General features: G+C 58.9%; 16 protein-coding genes and 1 pseudogene. 5 read left to right on the plus strand and 12 right to left on the minus strand.

All coding sequences use genetic code 11. The features are described 5' to 3' along the window. Positions 1–2: 2 nt before the first annotated feature. Positions 3–824, minus strand: a complete 822-nt coding sequence (gene proC, locus BST95_RS03375; RefSeq protein WP_084198163.1) for a pyrroline-5-carboxylate reductase — start codon at positions 822–824, stop codon at positions 3–5. A gap of 57 nt (positions 825–881) precedes the next feature. After that, entirely contained in the window at positions 882–1,574 is a 693-nt protein-coding gene (locus tag BST95_RS03380) for a YggS family pyridoxal phosphate-dependent enzyme (protein ID WP_066056953.1), read from the minus strand. A gap of 52 nt (positions 1,575–1,626) precedes the next feature. Here BST95_RS03380 and BST95_RS03385 point away from each other — a divergent pair, with 52 nt between their 5' ends. Both BST95_RS03385 and BST95_RS03390 read left to right on the plus strand, forming a co-directional pair. Next, the gene (locus BST95_RS03385; RefSeq protein WP_066057443.1) at positions 1,627–2,661 is read left to right on the plus strand and encodes a type IV pilus twitching motility protein PilT; all 1,035 of its coding nucleotides are present in this window, start codon (positions 1,627–1,629) and stop codon (positions 2,659–2,661) included. Positions 2,662–2,706: 45 nt separating this feature from the next. Continuing rightward, positions 2,707–3,852: a PilT/PilU family type 4a pilus ATPase gene (locus tag BST95_RS03390; RefSeq protein ID WP_084198164.1), complete on the plus strand. Its 1,146-nt coding sequence runs from the start codon at positions 2,707–2,709 to the stop codon at positions 3,850–3,852. On the opposite strand, the gene ruvX is transcribed toward BST95_RS03390, so the two are convergent. The 4 genes and pseudogenes from ruvX to gshB all read right to left on the minus strand — a co-directional run bounded on the left by ruvX (position 3,853) and on the right by gshB (position 6,745). Then, the gene (ruvX, locus tag BST95_RS03395; RefSeq protein ID WP_082850161.1) at positions 3,853–4,254 is read right to left on the minus strand and encodes a Holliday junction resolvase RuvX; all 402 of its coding nucleotides are present in this window, start codon (positions 4,252–4,254) and stop codon (positions 3,853–3,855) included. A 20-nt stretch (positions 4,255–4,274) separates the two neighbouring features. Beyond that, positions 4,275–4,865, minus strand: coding sequence for a YqgE/AlgH family protein (locus tag BST95_RS03400; protein WP_066056962.1), 591 nt, complete (start codon positions 4,863–4,865; stop codon positions 4,275–4,277). A gap of 29 nt (positions 4,866–4,894) precedes the next feature. After that, entirely contained in the window at positions 4,895–5,779 is an 885-nt protein-coding gene (locus BST95_RS03405; RefSeq protein ID WP_084198165.1) for an energy transducer TonB, read from the minus strand. A gap of 10 nt (positions 5,780–5,789) precedes the next feature. Then, positions 5,790–6,745 (minus strand): annotated as a pseudogene (gene gshB, locus BST95_RS03410) (glutathione synthase). A gap of 127 nt (positions 6,746–6,872) precedes the next feature. Here gshB and BST95_RS03415 point away from each other — a divergent pair. Continuing rightward, positions 6,873–8,117, plus strand: a complete 1,245-nt coding sequence (locus BST95_RS03415) for an alpha/beta hydrolase (protein WP_084198166.1) — start codon at positions 6,873–6,875, stop codon at positions 8,115–8,117. Between the two features lie 125 nt (positions 8,118–8,242). Beyond that, positions 8,243–9,424, plus strand: coding sequence for a carbohydrate porin (locus BST95_RS03420; protein WP_169843841.1), 1,182 nt, complete (start codon positions 8,243–8,245; stop codon positions 9,422–9,424). On the opposite strand, the gene BST95_RS03425 is transcribed toward BST95_RS03420, so the two are convergent. The 6 genes from BST95_RS03425 to BST95_RS03450 form a co-directional block, all read right to left on the minus strand. Next, positions 9,330–10,319 carry a sugar kinase gene (locus tag BST95_RS03425; protein WP_084198168.1) on the minus strand — a complete coding sequence of 330 codons (990 nt, stop codon included), beginning with the start codon at positions 10,317–10,319 and terminating at the stop codon, positions 9,330–9,332. The genes BST95_RS03420 and BST95_RS03425 overlap by 95 nt on opposite strands. Then, positions 10,267–11,064 carry a 16S rRNA (uracil(1498)-N(3))-methyltransferase gene (locus tag BST95_RS03430; protein ID WP_338073401.1) on the minus strand — a complete coding sequence of 266 codons (798 nt, stop codon included), beginning with the start codon at positions 11,062–11,064 and terminating at the stop codon, positions 10,267–10,269. The genes BST95_RS03425 and BST95_RS03430 overlap by 53 nt, the downstream gene beginning before the upstream one ends. Positions 11,065–11,162: 98 nt before the next feature. Then, positions 11,163–11,996, minus strand: a complete 834-nt coding sequence (gene metF / locus BST95_RS03435) for a methylenetetrahydrofolate reductase [NAD(P)H] (RefSeq protein WP_084198169.1) — start codon at positions 11,994–11,996, stop codon at positions 11,163–11,165. Between the two features lie 27 nt (positions 11,997–12,023). Continuing rightward, a complete protein-coding gene (ahcY, locus tag BST95_RS03440) occupies positions 12,024–13,415 on the minus strand; it encodes an adenosylhomocysteinase (RefSeq protein WP_084198170.1) in 1,392 nt (463 codons plus the stop codon). 66 nt (positions 13,416–13,481) lie between these two features. Then, complete coding sequence (gene metK / locus BST95_RS03445; RefSeq protein ID WP_084198171.1) at positions 13,482–14,642, minus strand: methionine adenosyltransferase; 1,161 nt, start codon at positions 14,640–14,642, stop codon at positions 13,482–13,484. A gap of 25 nt (positions 14,643–14,667) precedes the next feature. Further along, complete coding sequence (locus BST95_RS03450; RefSeq protein WP_084198172.1) at positions 14,668–15,660, minus strand: ArsR/SmtB family transcription factor; 993 nt, start codon at positions 15,658–15,660, stop codon at positions 14,668–14,670. Positions 15,661–15,855: 195 nt separating this feature from the next. Here BST95_RS03450 and tkt point away from each other — a divergent pair, with 195 nt between their 5' ends. Beyond that, a complete protein-coding gene (tkt, locus tag BST95_RS03455) occupies positions 15,856–17,859 on the plus strand; it encodes a transketolase (RefSeq protein WP_084198173.1) in 2,004 nt (667 codons plus the stop codon). Positions 17,860–17,865: the final 6 nt, after the last annotated feature.

Below are 17,865 nucleotides of genomic sequence, written 5' to 3' on the forward strand. Positions count from 1 at the left end.
GTTCAGCCCATCTCCTTTGCCATTGTTTCGGCCCTGGCGGCGGCTGCCGCCATAGCGTCAGTAACCTGCTGTCGTAAGCCCCGGGCTTCGAAGCTCTCTACAGCCGCCTGGGTGGTACCCCCAGGGCTGGTGACCCGACGCCTCAGTTCAACAAGGTCGACATCATTTTCCAGGGCCATGCGCGCTGCCCCAAGGCCGGTTTGCAGGGCGAGCTCGGTAGCGGTGTCCCGGTCCAGCCCCTGGGCGACACCGGCGTCGATCATGGACTCCATAAACAGGAAGAAATAGGCCGGGCCACTTCCCGATAGTGCGGTGACCGCATCCAGGTCAGCCTCGCGCTCTACCCAGCGTACGATGCCCACCGCACCGAGAATCGTATCGGCGAAGTCGCGCTGTTGTTGAGACACCTGTTCGTTAGCGTACAGGCCTGTGGCGCCGCACCCCAGCAGCGCGGGGGTGTTAGGCATGCAGCGCACGATGGCGGTCCGTTCACCGAGCCAGCGGCGCATGCTGGCAATGGTAATGCCTGCAGCGATAGAGATGACCAGCGCACCGCTGGCCTGCGCGGCCTCGGCAATGCCTGTGCATACGTCTGCCATGACCTGCGGCTTCACTGCGAGAATAACCACATCGGCGCCGGTGACAGCGGCGGTGTTGTCATCATAGGTGTTTACTGGCGCAATCTCGCGCAGCCGCTCCAGGCTTTGCGGGAACGGATCGGCGGCGTGAATCCGATCTGCAGGCTGGCCGCTTTCAACCAGGCCGCCGATGATGCTGGACGCCATATTGCCAGCGCCGATAAATGTAATCTGGGGGTGCTCCAAGAGGTGTCCTTAAGAGGCTTTGCAAACCCCAAGTATAACGCCTCAACGAGCGCTATATCACCCGTTGCGCGGACCGAAAATCGCCGTGCCGATGCGCAGAATCGTCGAGCCCTCAGCAACCGCTGCTTCCATATCGCCAGACATACCCATTGATAGCGTGTCCAGCGAGGGATGGCATGGCTGCAGCGATTCAAAACACGATCGCAATTGTCCAAATGCGCTGCGCTGGGCGGCCTCGTTATCGCTGGCGGCAGGAATACTCATCAGCCCGCGCAGTACCAGGTGTGGCATTTGTGCAATTTCCTGCGCCAGCGCCTCGACGTCGCCCGGCAACGCGCCTGATTTGCTCGGTTCTGCCGACGTATTGACCTGGATGCAGACGTTCAGGGGTGGCAGGTGGGCGGGGCGCTGGTCATTGAGTCGGCGGGCAATTTTGGCACGTTCCACGCTGTGCACCCACTGAAAGTGTTCGGCGATCGGCCGGGTTTTGTTGGACTGAATAGGCCCGATAAAGTGCCAGTTGAGCGGCAGCTCTGCGAGGGATTCGATTTTGCTAAGCGCTTCCTGCAGATAGTTTTCACCGAAGTGATCGAGCCCACAATCGAAGGCTTCACGGACCTCTTCAGCCGATCGGGTTTTACTGACTGCGAGCACCAGAATACGGTCGTTTTCACGATCGCACTTTTTGGCACTCAGTCCTACCCTATGCTGTACCTTTGCTATATTGTCGGTAATAGAAGATGGAATCATGGCGCGAATGGTAGCCCAAGCCTACCTGCCGGGCTACAGGGGAATGACGTATATGGACATTACAGAGCTGCTGGCGTTCAGTGCCAAGCAAGGCGCATCTGACTTACACCTTTCGGCGGGCCTGCCGCCAATGATCCGGGTGGACGGCGACATTCGCCGCATTAATCTTCCGCCCATGGAACACAAGCAGGTTCATGAGTTGATCTACGACATCATGAACGACAAGCAGCGCAAGGATTACGAAGAATTTCTGGAAACCGACTTCTCGTTCGAAGTGCCCGGTGTTGCGCGTTTCCGTGTGAATGCCTTTAACCAAAATCGCGGGGCTGGCGCTGTGTTTCGTACCATTCCTTCCAAGGTGCTCACCATGGAAGATCTCGGTATGGGGCAGGTATTTCGCGATATCAGCATGATGCCCCGCGGCCTGGTGCTGGTCACCGGACCTACCGGTTCAGGTAAGTCCACTACGCTGGCGGCGATGGTCGACTTCATCAACGACAACAAGTACGAACACATTCTCACCATTGAAGACCCCATCGAATTTGTTCACGAGTCCAAGAAGTGCCTGGTTAACCAGCGGGAAGTTCACAAGGATACGCTCGGTTTTGCCGAGGCCCTGCGCAGCGCACTGCGTGAAGACCCCGACATTGTTCTGGTCGGTGAGATGCGCGACCTGGAAACCATACGCCTGGCCCTAACCGCTGCAGAAACCGGACACCTCGTGTTCGGCACCTTGCACACCACGTCCGCGGCCAAGACGATCGACCGCGTCATCGACGTATTCCCCGCAGCGGAGAAAGACATGGTGCGTTCCATGTTGTCGGAATCACTGCAGGCGGTGATTTCCCAGACACTGCTGAAGCGTGCAACAGGCGGCCGTGTGGCGGCGCATGAAATCATGCGCGGTACGTCGGCGATTCGAAACCTGATTCGCGAAGACAAGGTGGCACAGATGTACTCCGCCATTCAGACCGGTCAGGCGATTGGCATGCAGACCATGGACCAGTGTCTCCACGAACTCGTGGACAAGCGGGTTATTACGCGGGATGTGGCCCGCGAAAAAGCGCGGATGCCGGAAAACTTTTAAGGAATTTGGTGCGCGCGTGAGCGCGAACATTAGGGAGATCTCGTTATGGAAATTATCGACATGTTGCAGCGGATTGTCGACGAGGGGGCCTCGGACGGCTTTATTTCGGCAGGCGCGCCACCCAGCATTAAAGTGGATGGCACTATTTTTCCGATGCGTGAAGAACCACTCAGTCCTTCTGAAGCACGTGAACTGGTCCTTTCCACTATGGACGAAGATCAGCAGGACGTATTCTTCAAGCACCATGAATACAACTTTGCGATCGGCGCAGAAGGTTTGGGCCGTTTCCGGATAAGTTGCTTTACCCAGCGGGGCGAGGCCGGTCTGGTCCTGCGTCGCATCGTGTCAGAGATTCCCTCTATCGATGAGCTGGGCCTGCCGCCGATTATCAAAGAACTGGCAATGACCAAGCGCGGCCTGATCATTTTTGTGGGCGCCACTGGTACCGGTAAATCGACTTCCCTCGCGTCTATGGTGGGCTATCGCAACCAGAACAGCCGCGGGCATATCATCACCATCGAAGACCCGATTGAATTTATGCATCAGCACGCCGGTTGCATTGTGACCCAACGCGAGGTCGGCGTTGACACCGAATCATTCCAGGTGGCGCTGAAAAATACTCTGCGTCAGGCGCCGGATGTGATTTTGATTGGTGAGGTGCGTACCGCCGAAACCATGATGCAGGCGCTGACCTTCGCGGAAACCGGTCACCTGTGCCTGTGTACGCTGCACGCGAACAACGCCAACCAGGCGCTGGACCGGATCCAGAGCTTTTTCCCGCCGGAGCAGCATCGCCAGGTGTGGATGGACATGTCTCTGAACCTCAAGTCGATGGTCGCGCAGCAGTTGTTACCGCATAAGAGCGGTGAGGGCCGGGTGCCGGTGGTAGAAGTCATGCTCAATTCCCCGTTGATTGCAGATTACATCCGCAAGGGTGAGGTGCACCTGATCAAAGAGCTGATGGCCAAGTCCACCGAGCTGGGTATGCAGACGCTGGACCAGTCGCTGGTGAAGGCATACAAGGAAGGACAGATTACCAAGGACGACGCCATTCGTTTTGCCGATTCTGCCAACGATGTGCGCCTGCAGATCAAGATGCACGACCGGGGCGCCGGTACCGGCGAAGCCGAATCTCTCAGCATCTCCTTCGAAGAACAGGAAGATACCGGTCGCTTTATGGGGCGTAGTTAACTACGCCTGTTCGTTCAGCCAGGTCTGCAGAATAAGTTCTGCGGCCAGGCTGTCGATGGGCTCGCGGTGATAATCGCCGCTGTGGCCCTGCTCTCGGCTGACGGCTTTGGCCTCAAAGCTGCTTAATCTCTCATCGACTAACACCACCGGCAGACCCAGGCGACCGTGTAGGCGGCGGCTGAATTTGCAGGCTCTGCGGGAGAGTTCGCTTTCGGTGCCGTCCATGTTGAGGGGCTCACCGATAATGAGCAGGTCGGGCTGCCATTCGCGCACTACCGCTTCCAGGGCCTGCCAGTCGGGCACCCCGTCACGGGCTTTCAGTATGGGCAGTGCCTGACTGGTACCGAGCAAGACATTACCCATGGCCACGCCGATCTGGCGCAGGCCATAGTCAAAAGCCATGACTGTGCGAACGGGCTTGTTCAGGCGTGACCGGCCTCGCCGGAAATCAGGTTCATGTCGATGCCCAGTAGTGCTGCAGCGGCGCCGAGACGATGTTCATGAGGAGTGGTGAAAATGATATCGCTGTCTGCGGGGAGGGTGAGCCAACTATTTTCGGCCAGCTCCTGTTCCAGTTGCCCCGCCGACCAGCCCGCATACCCCAGCGCGATCAGGTGCTCGTTCGGTCCGGTACCGTGGGCAATGGCGCGCAGTATATCGCGCGATGTGGTCAGGGTGATTTCGTTGGTGACCTTCAGGCTCGCCTCCCACTCGTCGTGATTGTGGCGGTGCAGTACGAAACCGTGGTCAATCTGGACGGGGCCTCCGGCCATGACCGGGATTGCGGAAAAATCCCGCAGCGAGTTGATTTGCAGATGTTCAAAAATTTCCGCGACACTCAGGTCCAGGGGCTGGTTGATGACAATGCCCATGGCACCGCTTTCACCGTGCTCGCAGATATAGGTAATGCTGTGGGAAAAAATACCTTCCGTCAGGCTCGGCATGGCCAGCAGGAAGTGATCCCGCAGGCTGTCGCTGCTCCTGGCTGTGGTGACATGACTTCTTCCCGGCATGAGCTGGCCCGACCCTCCCTCGTGGTTTCTCAGCGTCGGCGCTGTTGATTTGAGCTTAGCTCGTTTTCCTGAAATTGCCATGTACGGATAATTTCGAGCTTGTCTGTAGAGGCTGCCAGCTCCGGGGGGAAAGGTGAGTAGGGTGCGGCCATGCGAACGATTTTGATGGCCGCCTCATCGAGGACGGCATAGCCCGAGGATTCCAGAATGCGAATGTCCTCCAGGGTGCCGTCCTTGCGGATGGCAACCAGCAGACGCAAGTTGCCGTAGAGACCGTAGCGAATAGATGCCTCGGGATAGTACTTGTTGCCCACGGCTTCCAGCCGCTGGCGCCAGTCGGCAAGGTAGGCCGCGTCCGCGGCCTGGCGTGCTGAGACGGCGGTGAGGCGCCGCACCCGTGGTTTCTTTGCCTGCGCCTGGGTGCGTTCATCCAGTTCAGCCTGCAGGCTGGCCAGCTGCTGATTCAGGCGCTCCATTTCCGGGCTGATACCCGACGTGGGGTTTTTGCGTTGCGCTTCTTCCGCCTGCTCCAGCGCCACCTGGCGCTGGGTGGCAGTGGCAGTCGCGAGCAGATCGCCATTGGCGCGCGTGTCCTGCTCCATCCTGCGTGGCGCAGCCTGCTGCGGTGTCGGCGATTGCATGGGCAGCTGATTATTAATGCTGGTGACGGCGTCCAGTTCCGCTTCCTGGCCGCTGCCCTCCTGGTTGGCCTGGGCAATATGGCGAGCTTCGTCGGGCGCGTTGCTCGCTAGCTGGGTGGCAAGCGTGACTTCGATCTGTGGTTTCTGGCTGGGGGCGCTGAAATTGTATTCAAAAGACACTGCCGCAATCAGCGCCACGTGCAGGCCGAGTGCGGCCAGTACCGCGTTGCGCATGCGCTGGCTGCTCCCTGCCGACGCTTCGAGGTAATACATCGCTGGACTATCAGCCCCTTTGGTTCAGCTCTTCAGTAATACAATCCATCAGCTGGCCGGCGATGTCCAGATCGTAGCCTGCATCAATTTCGCGGATACAGGTCGGGCTGGTGACATTGATCTCGGTGAGATAGTCGCCGATCACATCCAGGCCGGCGAACAGGATGCCGCGCTTGACCAGTTCCGGCGCCACTGTTTCGGCGATTTCCCGGTCGCGCTCGGTCAGCGGTTGGGGCGGCCGGAACCGCCGGCCGCGAGGTTGCCGCGGGTCTCACCCGCCAGGGGAATTCTCGCCAGGCAGTAGGGAACTACTTCGCCGCCAACAACCAGTATGCGCTTGTCACCGTCGACGATCTCCGGAATATACCGCTGGGCCATGATGGTTTGCGCACCGAACTGGGTGAGCGTCTCCAGGATGACATTGACGTTGGGGTCGCCGGGCTTGGCGCGAAAAATCATGCTGCCACCCATGCCGTCCAGAGGCTTGTAGATGACATCCTCGTGCTCGCCATGAAAGGCTTTCAGCCTGGCCATATCGCGGCTGACCAGCACGGGCGGGCAGAGTTCAGGAAATTGGGTGGCGAAGACCTTCTCATTGCTGTCGCGCAGGCCCTGACAGCGATTCACAATCAGCGTGCCTTTGCGTTCTGCCTCTTCCAGCATGTAGGTGGTATAGATAAATTCGTTGTCGAAGGGAGGGTCCTTGCGCATCAGGATGACATCGAGGTCGGCCAGCGGCCGGTCCTCCGCAGGGTTCATATCGAACCACGACTCGGGATCGCGAAAAACTGTGAGCGGTGACATGCTTGCACGGGCTTCACCGCCTTGCAGGTAGATGTCGCTCTGCTCCATATAGAACAGCTGCCAGTCGCGTGCCTGAGCGGCCCACAGCATGGCCATGGTGGTATCTTTTTTGTAGTTGATATCGGCGATGGGGTCCATCACCACACCCAGCTTGATCGCCATATCCTGCTCCGACAAATAAGGGGCTTGCTACGTTACGCAATGGCTTGGGCACACGCAAGTGAAGACAGTAGTGAAATCCAGATAGCTCGCCTAAACTGGACTTTGTTATAACGGATGGAGATATGCGGTGACAGGTTTGTACTTTTTCCTCGCGGTGGTGTCAGCGGTGTGTACTTTGATGGCCATTGTGCAGGCACGGCGTGTCTACTGGCTGGCACCGATTTATTTTTTGCTGGCCTGGCTCGCGGGCGAACTCGCGCTGATACATGTGATCTGGCAGGTGGGATTGACGGCCCTGCTAGCCCATATGGAATTGCTGACCAGCCCGCTGGCGCAGACCGGGCTGGGTATTTTTGCCTTGTCCTGGCTGGGCCTGATCTACCTGCATGTGCAGGCCATGGATTCACCGCGCGTACTTGGCAATGCACTGCGCCAGGGCCTGGGTGACAACTACCGGGACGATATTCCCGCCGACCGCCGCCTGGTTCTTGAAGATGGCATCCGCGCAGGTTCCTGGCTCAAACCCTTTTCGATGACCCGGCCCGGTGTGCGCCTGCACGCCAATATTTCCTATGCCGATGCGGGCAAGCGCAACCTGCTGGATATCTACCAGCCGGAAGCACCCCGCGAGGGCGGCTTTCCGGTACTGCTGCAGGTCCATGGCGGAGGCTGGATCATCGGCGAGAAAGAACAGCAGGCGAAGCCGCTGATGTACCATTTGTCCGAACGGGGCTGGTTGTGTGTGGCGATTAACTACCGGCTCAGCCCAGCGGCTGCATTCCCGGCGCACATCATCGACGTTAAGAAAGCGATCGCGTGGATTCGCGAGCATATCGCCGACTATGGCGGCAACCCCGACTACATTGCGATCACCGGCGGCTCTGCAGGCGGCCATCTCAGTTCGCTGGCGTCGTTAACGCCCAATTACGCGCCATTCCAGCCTGGCTTTGAAGAGGCCGACACGACAGTCCAGGCCGCCGTCCCCTTTTACGGCGTATACGATTTCCTCGACCGGCACGATATTCGACCGGAAATGTCGATGGATGAATTGCTGGCCGACAAAGTGCTGCAATGCAAGGCTGATGAAGAGCCCGAGCTGTGGGAAAGTGGATCGCCGATCAGCCACGTCAACGATCATGCGCCTCCCACCTTTGTGGTGCACGGCACTCACGACACCTTGGTTTGGGTGGAGGAGGCTCGCGCTTTCGTTTCCGCGCTGGAAAAGACCTCGCAGCAAGCTCTGGCGTACGCCGAGCTGCCGGGCGGGCAGCATGCTTTTGAAGTGTTCCACTCCGTGCGCACCGATCACACGGTGAATGCAGTAACCGAATTCCTCGAGTGGGCGCATGCTCGCTGGGTGCGCGAGCAGTGAAATGTATGGGCGGGGCGCTGCTTGCCCTGTCGATAGCGGCCGCGCCGCTTGCAGAGAATGACAACGAAACGCTTGAGGAAGTGGCCTGCACCCAGTAGGCGTTGGAGGACTGTGACTCCAAAGCAGTGAGTCGCTGGGTGCGCTGGTTTTCATTGGCCAGCCCTGATCAGGTCGAGCGGCGTATCGGCATTGATGCGGTGCCCGGCGGCACGGTGTTTCGCAGCGATACCTTTGACGACTGGCGAGCGCGGAAGCTGGATTTTGAAAAGCGCACAGGCGTCAGCTGGAGCCTCGACTATATCAATGCCTACCTGCATGCCACCGAACGTCCTGGCGAAGATAAGGGCGTTGGCGGTGCGTTGCGGTTTCTGGGCGTGTGGGAAGCCTACACCGGTGCAGGCGCAGATTCCGGGGCGTTGATCTGGAAGGTGGAGCATCGCCATGCTTATGGCAGCCGTGTTTCACCACAGGGCCTGGGTAGTGAAATAGGTTACGCGGGACTGCTGCACCTGACCCTCAGCGATCAACAGGCGAGGCTGACCAACCTGTACTGGCGCCAGCGAATGTTCGACGGCAACCTGGTGGTGTTGGGCGGCTGGCTGGACACCAGCGACTACGTGGATGTGTACACCCTGGCCAGCCCCTGGACCACTTTTTTCAACTACGCCTGTTCCACCGGCAGCACATCCATGCCCGTTCCCAACGAAGGTCTGGGCCTTGCCGTTGGCGGTTATCTCAACGACAACCTGTACGTGGTGGGTGGCTTTGCCAATGCGAATTCAGATCCCCACGATCCCCTTGAAGGCTTCGATACGTTCTTTGAGGAGCGGGAATACTTCAAACATGTAGAGATTGGCTGGAACGGCAGTCGCGAGCAGGCGTTCCCGAACAATGTTCATCTCACGTTGTGGCAGGTGGATGAGCGAGAGTATGCGGGTGTCGAAGAGGGGTGGGGTGCGAATCTGTCGTGGAGCAGGTTATTCAATCGCCACTGGACAGTATTCCTACGCTGCGGCTATGCCGACGATGGCGGCGCAATACTGGAAGAGTCTGTGAGTACCGGGTTTGCCTGGGCGAAGGTCGCCGGCGGCAACCAGTTGGGTGTGGGCGTCAACTGGGGGGTGCCGATGGAGAGCACCTATGGGCCTGACCTGCCAGAACAGACTACTGTCGAGGCCTTTTACCGGATACAGCTCTTCGAAGAACTGGCCATTACCCCCGATGTGCAATACATCCGCAATCCGGCACTGAATTTAGAGGAAGATTCGCTCTGGGTGTTTGGTGTGCGAATGCGCCTGGCGTTTTAACGCGGCAAAATCGCCCCGCGGTGCTGGATAACCCGGGCTGACATGTTTGCCCCGCGGCGACCGCTTCTGCCAGTGATTTGCCGGCTGCCAGCTCACCCAGCAGAGTACCGCTGAAGGAATCTCCGGCGGCGGTGGTGTCCACGACATTGGCCACCGGTGCGATTACATGCTTTGCGGGTGCTAAAGGATCGCCGTACAGAATATCTGCAGGTCCATTTTTCAACACCATTGTAGCGACGCCTTTGTCATGCAGATAGGCGCCGATGCTTGCGGCATGAGTCAGGCCGTTGAGTAGCTCAAGGTCTTCCACTCCCGGTAATACCAGATCGCTGTAGCTGAGCATGCGGTCGAACGCCGCCTGTGCGGCGGCTTGGCTAGACCACAGCCGCGGCCGGTAGTTGGTATCGAAAATGATCTGGGTGCCGCGGGCCTTGAGGGCGTCCAGCATTGGCCAGATCGCGCCGGGCGTTTCGGCTTCCGCCAATGCCAGCGAAATGCCCGACAGGTAGAAGCAATCCGGAGCCGGATCCGCCAGGTTTAGCTGCTGCTCATTCACGAGTTGCAGCGTGTGGCGGGCGGCAGATTCGGAGCGCCGATAAATAAAGCTGCGTTCACCTGCTGCACCGTTGTGGATAGAGTACAGCCCTACATGTCGCTCGGGGTGGCTTAGCAGCAGGCTTGTATTCACGCCCTCGTCTGCGAGCGCTATGCGCAGCGCATTGCTGAACGGGTCATCACCCAGAGCACACAACATTCGTACCAGGGTGTCGGGGTTGGCCCGGCGCAAATACACCGAAACGCTGTATACGTCGCCGGCAAAGCCCTGTTGCAACTGGCCCTGCTCATCGTAGGAGAGCTCTACCATGCATTCGCCGAAGATCACCAAGTCGCGCATGGGTATTCCGAAAACTAGAAGGGCATGTCGCCCCACTTGAATTGAAGTGCCGTAAGCGCCGCCAGGGGTGCAGTCTCAGTGCGCAGCACTCGCGGCCCAGTCGCAGCGACAGGAAATCAGCGGCTTCGGCGGCTTTAATTTCACTCGTGCTGAGACCACCCTCGGGACCGATCAACAGTGCCACCGACGCCGGCGCGTCGTCACTTGCGGGCAATGGATCAGCGCGATGGTGCAGTACCACTTTCAGTTGTGCTGGCTGAGCCTCGAGCCAGGCGGCGACGGGGGCAATGTCGCTGACAACGGGCACGATATTGCGGCCGCACTGTTCACACGCACTGATCGCTATCTGCTGCCAGTGCCCGATTTTTTTAGCTGCGCGATCGCCTTTCAGTTTCACTTCGGTGCGTTCGGTTTGCAGGGGTGTAATGCTGCTGACGCCTAGCTCAGTGGCTTTTTGAATCACCCAGTCCATGCGATCACCACGTGAGATGGCGATACCCAGGCTGACCCGTAGTGTCGACTCCAGGTTGCAATCGTCGAAAGCGCCGGTTTGCACCGTCACCTGCTTCTTGCCGACCGAAGTAATCACCGCCGGATACTGGCCGCCGGTGCCGTCAAACAAAACCAGTTCAGCGCCCTCCTGCATACGCAGGGCGCGGGCCAGGTGCTGGCTGGGTCCGGCCTCAAGCTCGACGATACTATCGGGCTGCAACGCCTGGGCAGTGTGAATTCGGGGAATGCGCATGCGGGCATCCTACTACAGATTTTGCAGTCGGTCTGAGGTTTTGAAGAAGGGGAAGCAGGAACTGCGAATCGCAGTTCCCAGAGGCTGAACAACAGGTATCAAAGGCCCAGGTTGTTGTAGATTTCCCGGGTGGGCTCTACCTGGTTCATGGTGTAGAAATGGATGCCGGGGCAACCGGAATCCATCAGGGTCTGGCAGAGCTGGGTGACAACTTCGAGGCCGAACTTGCGCACGGATTCCAGGTCGTCGCCATAGCCTTCCATCTTCCGGCAAATCCAGCGCGGGATTTCGGCGCCACAGTTACGCGAGAAGCGCGCCAGATTTTCGAAGTTGGTAATCGGCATGATGCCCGCGTAAATCGGCTTGTCGATACCCGCCGCCATACACTGATCGAGATAGTAGAAATAGGCTTCCACATTGTAGAAGTACTGGGTGATAGCGCTGTTGGCGCCGGCATCCATTTTCTTCTTGAGGAAGTGAATGTCGCTGTCGTAGCTCTTGGACTCGGGGTGAATTTCCGGATAGGCCGCCACTTCAATATTGAAGTGGTCGCCGGTTTTTTCCCGGATAAAGGCCACCAGGTCATTGGCGTGCACCAGCTGCATGGCGGTGCCCATGCCGGAAGGCATGTCACCGCGCAGTGCAACCAGGCGTTTGATGCCGCGCGCCTTATAGGTTTGCAGCAGTTCCGCCATGGTGTCCTCGTCATCACCGCCGAAGCTGATGTGAGGGGCAACATCGACACCCGCCTCGCGCATGGTGGAAACCACACCCAGGGTTGTGTCCCGGGTGGTGCCGCCGGCGCCGTAGGTGACCGAGAAGAATTCAGGATTCAACTCGTTCAGCGCCGGGGTGGTCTCGTTCAGCAACTTGTCCTTGCCCGCGTCAGTTTTCGGCGGGAAGTACTCAAAGCTGATTCTTGGCTTGGCCACAGTGTCTCCTTTCTATTCTTGGCTTGCTTAGTACTTGTAAGCTTCGGGCTTGAAGGGGCCTTCCACGCTCACGTTGATGTACTCGGCCTGCTCGGAGGTCAGCTTGGTCAGAACCGCACCGAAGCCGCCGATCATGTGCGCAGCTACTTCTTCGTCCAGCTTCTTGGGCAGTACTTCTACCGACAGTGCCGCAGGCTTCAGCTCGGCTTCGAGGTCGGCGAACTTGCGCTCGTACAGGTAGATCTGCGCCAGTACCTGGTTGGCGAAGGAGCCGTCCATGATGCGCGAGGGGTGGCCGGTGGCGTTACCCAGGTTTACCAGACGGCCTTCAGACAGCAGGATCAGGTGATCGTTGCTGGCCTGGTCGCGGTATACCTTGTGGACCTGGGGCTTCACTTCTTCCCACTCCCAGTTGCGACGCATGTAGGCGGTGTCGATCTCGTTGTCGAAGTGGCCGATGTTGCACACCACGGCGCCGGATTTCAGTGCCTTGAGCATGTACTCGTCACACACGTTGTAGTTACCGGTGGTGGTGACGACCAGGTCGGTGTTGCCGAGCAGATCGCGGTTAACGCACTCGTCGTTACCCTGGTTGTTGCCATCGATGTAAGGCGAGACGACTTCGAAGCCGTCCATACAGGCCTGCATGGCACAGATCGGGTCGATCTCGGATACTTTTACGATCATGCCTTCCTGGGCCAGTGACTGGGCAGAACCTTTGCCCACGTCGCCGTAGCCGATAACCAGCGCTTTCTTACCGGCCAGCAGGTGGTCGGTGCCGCGCTTGATAGCGTCGTTCAGGGAGTGGCGACAGCCGTACTTGTTGTCGTTCTTGGACTTGGTGACAGAGTCGTTCACGTTCACCGCAGGCACTTTCAGGGTGCCGGCTTCCAGCATTTCCTGCAGGCGATGAACGCCAGTAGTCGTCTCTTCGGTGATGCCGTGGATGCTTTCCAGCATGGCGCCGTACTTCTCGTGCAGCATGGCCGTCAGGTCGCCGCCATCGTCGAGAACCATGTTGGCATCCCAGGGCTGGCCGTCCTTGAGGATGGTCTGTTCCAGGCACCAGTCGTATTCTTCTTCGGTTTCACCTTTCCAGGCGAAGACCGGGATACCGGCGGCAGCGATCGCCGCAGCAGCGTGGTCCTGGGTGGAGAAAATGTTACAGGAAGACCAGCGCACTTCGGCGCCCAGCGCAGTCAGGGTTTCGATCAGAACGCCGGTCTGGATGGTCATGTGGATACAACCCAGAATCTTGGCGCCGGCCAGCGGCTTGCTGTCCGAGTACTTGGCGCGCAGGGCCATCAGCGCGGGCATTTCGCCTTCGGCGATGTCCAGTTCTTTGCGGCCCCATTCAGCCAGGGCGATATCAGCGACTTTGTAGTCGGCAGTGGTTTCAATGTTTTCTGCAGTGCTCATTGCTCTTTCCTCTAATTGGGGACAGACCCCATTAAAAATTGGGGTCTGTCCCCCTTTTTCGGTGGTTTACAGTGCGGCCTTGAGGGCCTCAGCTTTGTCAGTGGCTTCCCAGGTAAAGTCTGCATCTTCGCGGCCGAAGTGGCCATATGCTGCAGTTTTACGGTAAATCGGGCGTTTCAGATCCAGCATGTCGACCAGGCCCTTGGCGCGCAGGTCGAAGTGTTCGGCCACCAGCTCAGCGATTTTCTCATCGCTGAGTTTGCCGGTACCGAAGCTGTTCACTGAGACAGATGTGGGTTCAGCAACACCGATAGCATAGGACACCTGGATCTCACAGCGGTCAGCCAGGCCCGCTGCAACGATGTTCTTGGCCACGTAACGGCCTGCGTATGCAGCTGAACGGTCTACCTTGGAGGGGTCCTTGCCGGAGAAGGCGCCGCCGCCGTGACGGGCCATGCCGCCGTAGGTGTCAACGATGATCTTGCGGCCGGTCAGGCCACAGTCGCCAACCGGGCCGCCAATGATGAACTGGCCAGTGGGGTTGATGTGGTACTTCGTGTCTGCGTGCAGCCACTCAGCGGGGAGGGTTTCCTTGACGATCATGTCCATTACAGCCTCGTGGATATCTTTCTGGCTGATATCGGGATCGTGCTGGGTAGACAGAACAACGGCATCGATGGCCACGGGCAGGCCGTTCTCATAGCGCAGGGTTACCTGGCTCTTGGCATCCGGGCGCAGCCAGGGCAGAACGCCGTCCTTGCGCAGTTGGGCCTGCTTTTCCACCATGCGGTGAGAGTAGTAGATGGGGGCAGGCATCAACACCGGTGTTTCCTTGGTGGCGTAGCCAAACATCAGACCCTGGTCGCCGGCGCCCTGTTCCTCGTGGGCGCCTTCGCCTTCATTCACACCGATGGCAATGTCGTGAGACTGCTTGCCAATCGCATTCAGTACGGCACAGGAGGCGCCGTCGAAGCCCACATCGGAGCTGTCGTAGCCAATGTCGAGAATGACCTGGCGAACCACGTCTTCGAGGTCGACATAGGTAGAGGTGGTCACCTCACCGGCGACGACGGCCATACCGGTCTTAACCATAGTTTCAACCGCCACGCGGGCGTCTTTGTCGTCGGCCAGGATGGCGTCCAGTATGGCGTCAGAGATCTGGTCTGCCATTTTATCTGGATGGCCTTCTGAGACCGACTCAGAAGTGAAAATACTGTACTCACTCATTGGGTTTTTCCTTTCTTACTGCGTGTTATCCGGGGTGGCCGAACAGGCGCACCTGTACTTGAAATCCATTGCGTTGGGCCAGATAGGCACTGGCCAGGTCGGTGAGGCCAGCGTCGCTGGCCCATTCGGTGAGTTGCGCCGGGTCGAAACCCAGCCACAGATCACCGCAATTCTCGCGTGCCCAGCCCTGGTCGTGTGCGCACAGGTCAGTGACCAGCACGGCGCCGCCCGGGGCGAGGCGGGCGGCCACATCCTTGAGGATCTGGCCGGGAGCAGGGGTATGGTGAAGTACCATGTTGATCACAGCACAGTCGGCCTGGAGCCCCTCGAGGGCGTCGCTCGCCGTGTCGCCGTGAATGAACTCGATGTTGTCCGCGCCCGCTGCCTGGGTTTTCTGGCGGGCCTGCTCAAGCATCATGGCTTCGATGTCGAGGGCCACTACGCGGTCAAACTGCGGTGCCAGCTCCAACAGGAAGCTGCCGTCGCCGGGGCCCACTTCCAGGGCTGTGCCGCGGTGGGTCAGGGGCGCATTGCGCAATACTTCGGCCACGGTGCCTGCGTATTGTTCGTAACTGGCAATGAGATCCTGCTGCTGGCGAAACTTGTGGGCATTGTCGCGGAAAAAATTGCGCGAGTTGGCTTCGCGCTGTACATGCAATTCACTGAGGGCAAGCTGGGTTTGCTCGGGCAGCTCGATCTGGTCTACCGATTCGAACAGAGCGGCCTGCAGTGCTTCCAGTTCGGGGCGCTGACCCAGTTGGGCGCGGCGGTAGAAGATGGCGTTGCCCTCGCGGCGGGTTGCCACCAGGCCGGCGCCCGCCAGCACTTTCAGGTGATGGCTCAGCGCGGGCTGGCGAATGTCGAAAATGCTGCACAGCTCGGAAACGCCAAAGGAATCTTCGCGCAATACGCGTAGTACCTGCAGGCGCAGCGGATCTGCGCTGGCCTTGCACAGGGCGGCGAGATCGCTGGCCAGGGCTTCGCCCGGCATGGAAATGGCTTTTTCGACTGAAGACATGGCGCAGGAGTGTAGCAGGGAAATAATTGTATATCAAAATTATTTGATATAGTTCGAAAGGCGAAATCAAAATTATTTGATATGGCAGTGCTGGCGGGGCTTGTAGCGGTATTATTGTCGTTGCTGTTCGCCGCCTGTTACGCGAAAATAGCGCCCTTTTCTAACCCGGCCCCACCCGCCAACACGGAGATACCGATGTCTTCTTCTCGTATTGAACTCGCTAACGCCATCCGCGCCCTGTCCATGGACGCGGTCCAAAAGGCCAATTCCGGCCACCCTGGCGCTCCCATGGGTATGGCCGATATTGCCGAAGTATTGTGGAACGATTATATGGTCCACAACCCGGCAGATCCGAGCTGGGCCAATCGCGACCGCTTTGTGCTGTCCAATGGTCACGGTTCAATGCTGATCTACTCACTGCTGCACCTGACCGGCTACGACCTGCCGATGTCTGAGATCCAGAATTTCCGTCAGCTGCACAGCAAGACCCCCGGCCACCCTGAATACGGCTACACGCCGGGCGTTGAAACCACCACAGGCCCTCTGGGCCAGGGCATCTCCAATGCAGTGGGTATGGCGGTTGCCGAGAAAGTACTGGCGGCACAATTTAACCGCGACGGTCACGACATCGTTGATCACTACACCTACGCGTTCCTCGGCGATGGCTGTCTGATGGAAGGTATCTCCCACGAAGTGTGCTCCCTGGCCGGTACCCTTGGCCTGGGCAAGTTGATCGCCTTTTACGATGACAACAACATCTCCATCGACGGTGAAGTAGAAGGCTGGTTTACCGATGACACTCCAGCGCGCTTCGCCAGCTACGGCTGGCAGGTGATTAACGATGTGAACGGCCACAGCTCCTCCGAGATCAAGGCCGCTATCGAAGCTGCCCGCCACGAGCCGGGCAAGCCTACACTGATCTGCTGCAAGACCATTATCGGTAAGGGCTCACCCGGTAAGCAAGGCACCGAGTCCTGCCACGGCGCGCCCCTGGGTGGCGACGAAGTGGCTGCGACCCGCACCGCCATCGACTGGCCGCACGATCCGTTTGTTATTCCCGAGGAAATCTACGCCGGCTGGAATGCCCGAGAGAAGGGCGCTGCTGCCCAGGCCAAGTGGGACACTGACTTTGCCGCATACCAGTCTGCTCACCCCGAGCTGGCCGCTGAGCTCCAGCGCCGCCTGGCGGGGGACCTGCCTGCAGATTTCTCCGCCAAATCGGACGCCTATATTGCCCAGTGCCAGGAAGAGGGTGCCAGTGTTGCATCGCGCAAGGCTTCCCAGAACTGCCTGAACGCCTATGGCCCGCTGCTGCCTGAACTGCTTGGCGGTTCCGCCGACCTGGCAGGTTCCAACCTGACGATCTGGAGCGGTTCAAAAGGCATCAGCAAGGACGATGCAGACGGCAACTACCTCTACTACGGGGTACGTGAGTTCGGTATGGCGGCCATGATGAACGGCATCGCCCTGCACGGCGGCTTTATCAACTACGGCGCCACCTTCCTGGTATTTATGGAATACATGCGCAACGCCGTGCGTATGGCTGCGCTGATGAAGCAGCAGTCCATCTTTGTATTTACCCACGATTCTATCGGCCTGGGTGAAGATGGCCCCACTCACCAGCCCGTGGAGCAGGTCGCGTCCCTGCGCACTACACCGAACATGAACACCTGGCGTCCCTGCGACACCGTTGAATCTGCCGTTGCGTGGAAGACAGCCGTGGAACGCAGTGACGGCCCCAGCGCGTTGATCTTCTCTCGTCAGGGCCTGCCCCATCAGGATCGCAGCGCGGCCCAGGTGGCGGAAATTGCCCGCGGTGGTTATATCCTCAAGGACTGTGAAGGTACGCCCGATGCGATTCTTATTGCCACCGGCTCGGAAGTACAACTGGCCATGGCCGCTGCCGAGCAGCTGGCAGGCGCCGGCAAGCAGGTGCGCGTGGTTTCCATGCCCTGTACCGAAATTTTTGAGGCCCAGGATGCGGCATACCGCGAGGCAGTGCTGCCCTCCGATGTGCTCGCCCGTGTAGCGGTGGAGGCACTGCACGCCGACTACTGGTACAAGTACGTGGGCCTGGACGGCCGTATCGTGGGTATGACCAGCTTCGGTGAGTCTGCACCTGCCGGCGAACTGTTCAAGGAATTTGGCTTCACCGTAGACAATGTCGTGGCTGCGGTAGAAGAGGTTCTAATCGACTAATATAGA

This window comes from Halioglobus japonicus (genome assembly GCF_001983995.1).
GTDB lineage: Bacteria > Pseudomonadota > Gammaproteobacteria > Pseudomonadales > Halieaceae > Halioglobus > Halioglobus japonicus.

What these genes read in the sequence shown, in the direction of transcription:
- ahcY (WP_084198170.1), bottom strand. Translation starts at nt 13,415, where the DNA reads ATGAGCACTGCAGAAAACATTGAAACCACTGCCGACTACAAAGTCGCT.
- tkt (WP_084198173.1), top strand. Translation starts at nt 15,856, where the DNA reads ATGTCTTCTTCTCGTATTGAACTCGCTAACGCCATCCGCGCCCTGTCC.
- BST95_RS03385 (WP_066057443.1), top strand. Translation starts at nt 1,627, where the DNA reads ATGGACATTACAGAGCTGCTGGCGTTCAGTGCCAAGCAAGGCGCATCT.
- BST95_RS03405 (WP_084198165.1), bottom strand. Translation starts at nt 5,779, where the DNA reads ATGTATTACCTCGAAGCGTCGGCAGGGAGCAGCCAGCGCATGCGCAAC.
- BST95_RS03430 (WP_338073401.1), bottom strand. Translation starts at nt 11,064, where the DNA reads ATGCGCATTCCCCGAATTCACACTGCCCAGGCGTTGCAGCCCGATAGT.
- BST95_RS03450 (WP_084198172.1), bottom strand. Translation starts at nt 15,660, where the DNA reads ATGTCTTCAGTCGAAAAAGCCATTTCCATGCCGGGCGAAGCCCTGGCC.
- BST95_RS03380 (WP_066056953.1), bottom strand. Translation starts at nt 1,574, where the DNA reads ATGATTCCATCTTCTATTACCGACAATATAGCAAAGGTACAGCATAGG.
- BST95_RS03425 (WP_084198168.1), bottom strand. Translation starts at nt 10,319, where the DNA reads ATGCGCGACTTGGTGATCTTCGGCGAATGCATGGTAGAGCTCTCCTAC.
- BST95_RS03390 (WP_084198164.1), top strand. Translation starts at nt 2,707, where the DNA reads ATGGAAATTATCGACATGTTGCAGCGGATTGTCGACGAGGGGGCCTCG.
- metK (WP_084198171.1), bottom strand. Translation starts at nt 14,642, where the DNA reads ATGAGTGAGTACAGTATTTTCACTTCTGAGTCGGTCTCAGAAGGCCAT.
- ruvX (WP_082850161.1), bottom strand. Translation starts at nt 4,254, where the DNA reads ATGGCTTTTGACTATGGCCTGCGCCAGATCGGCGTGGCCATGGGTAAT.
- BST95_RS03400 (WP_066056962.1), bottom strand. Translation starts at nt 4,865, where the DNA reads ATGCCGGGAAGAAGTCATGTCACCACAGCCAGGAGCAGCGACAGCCTG.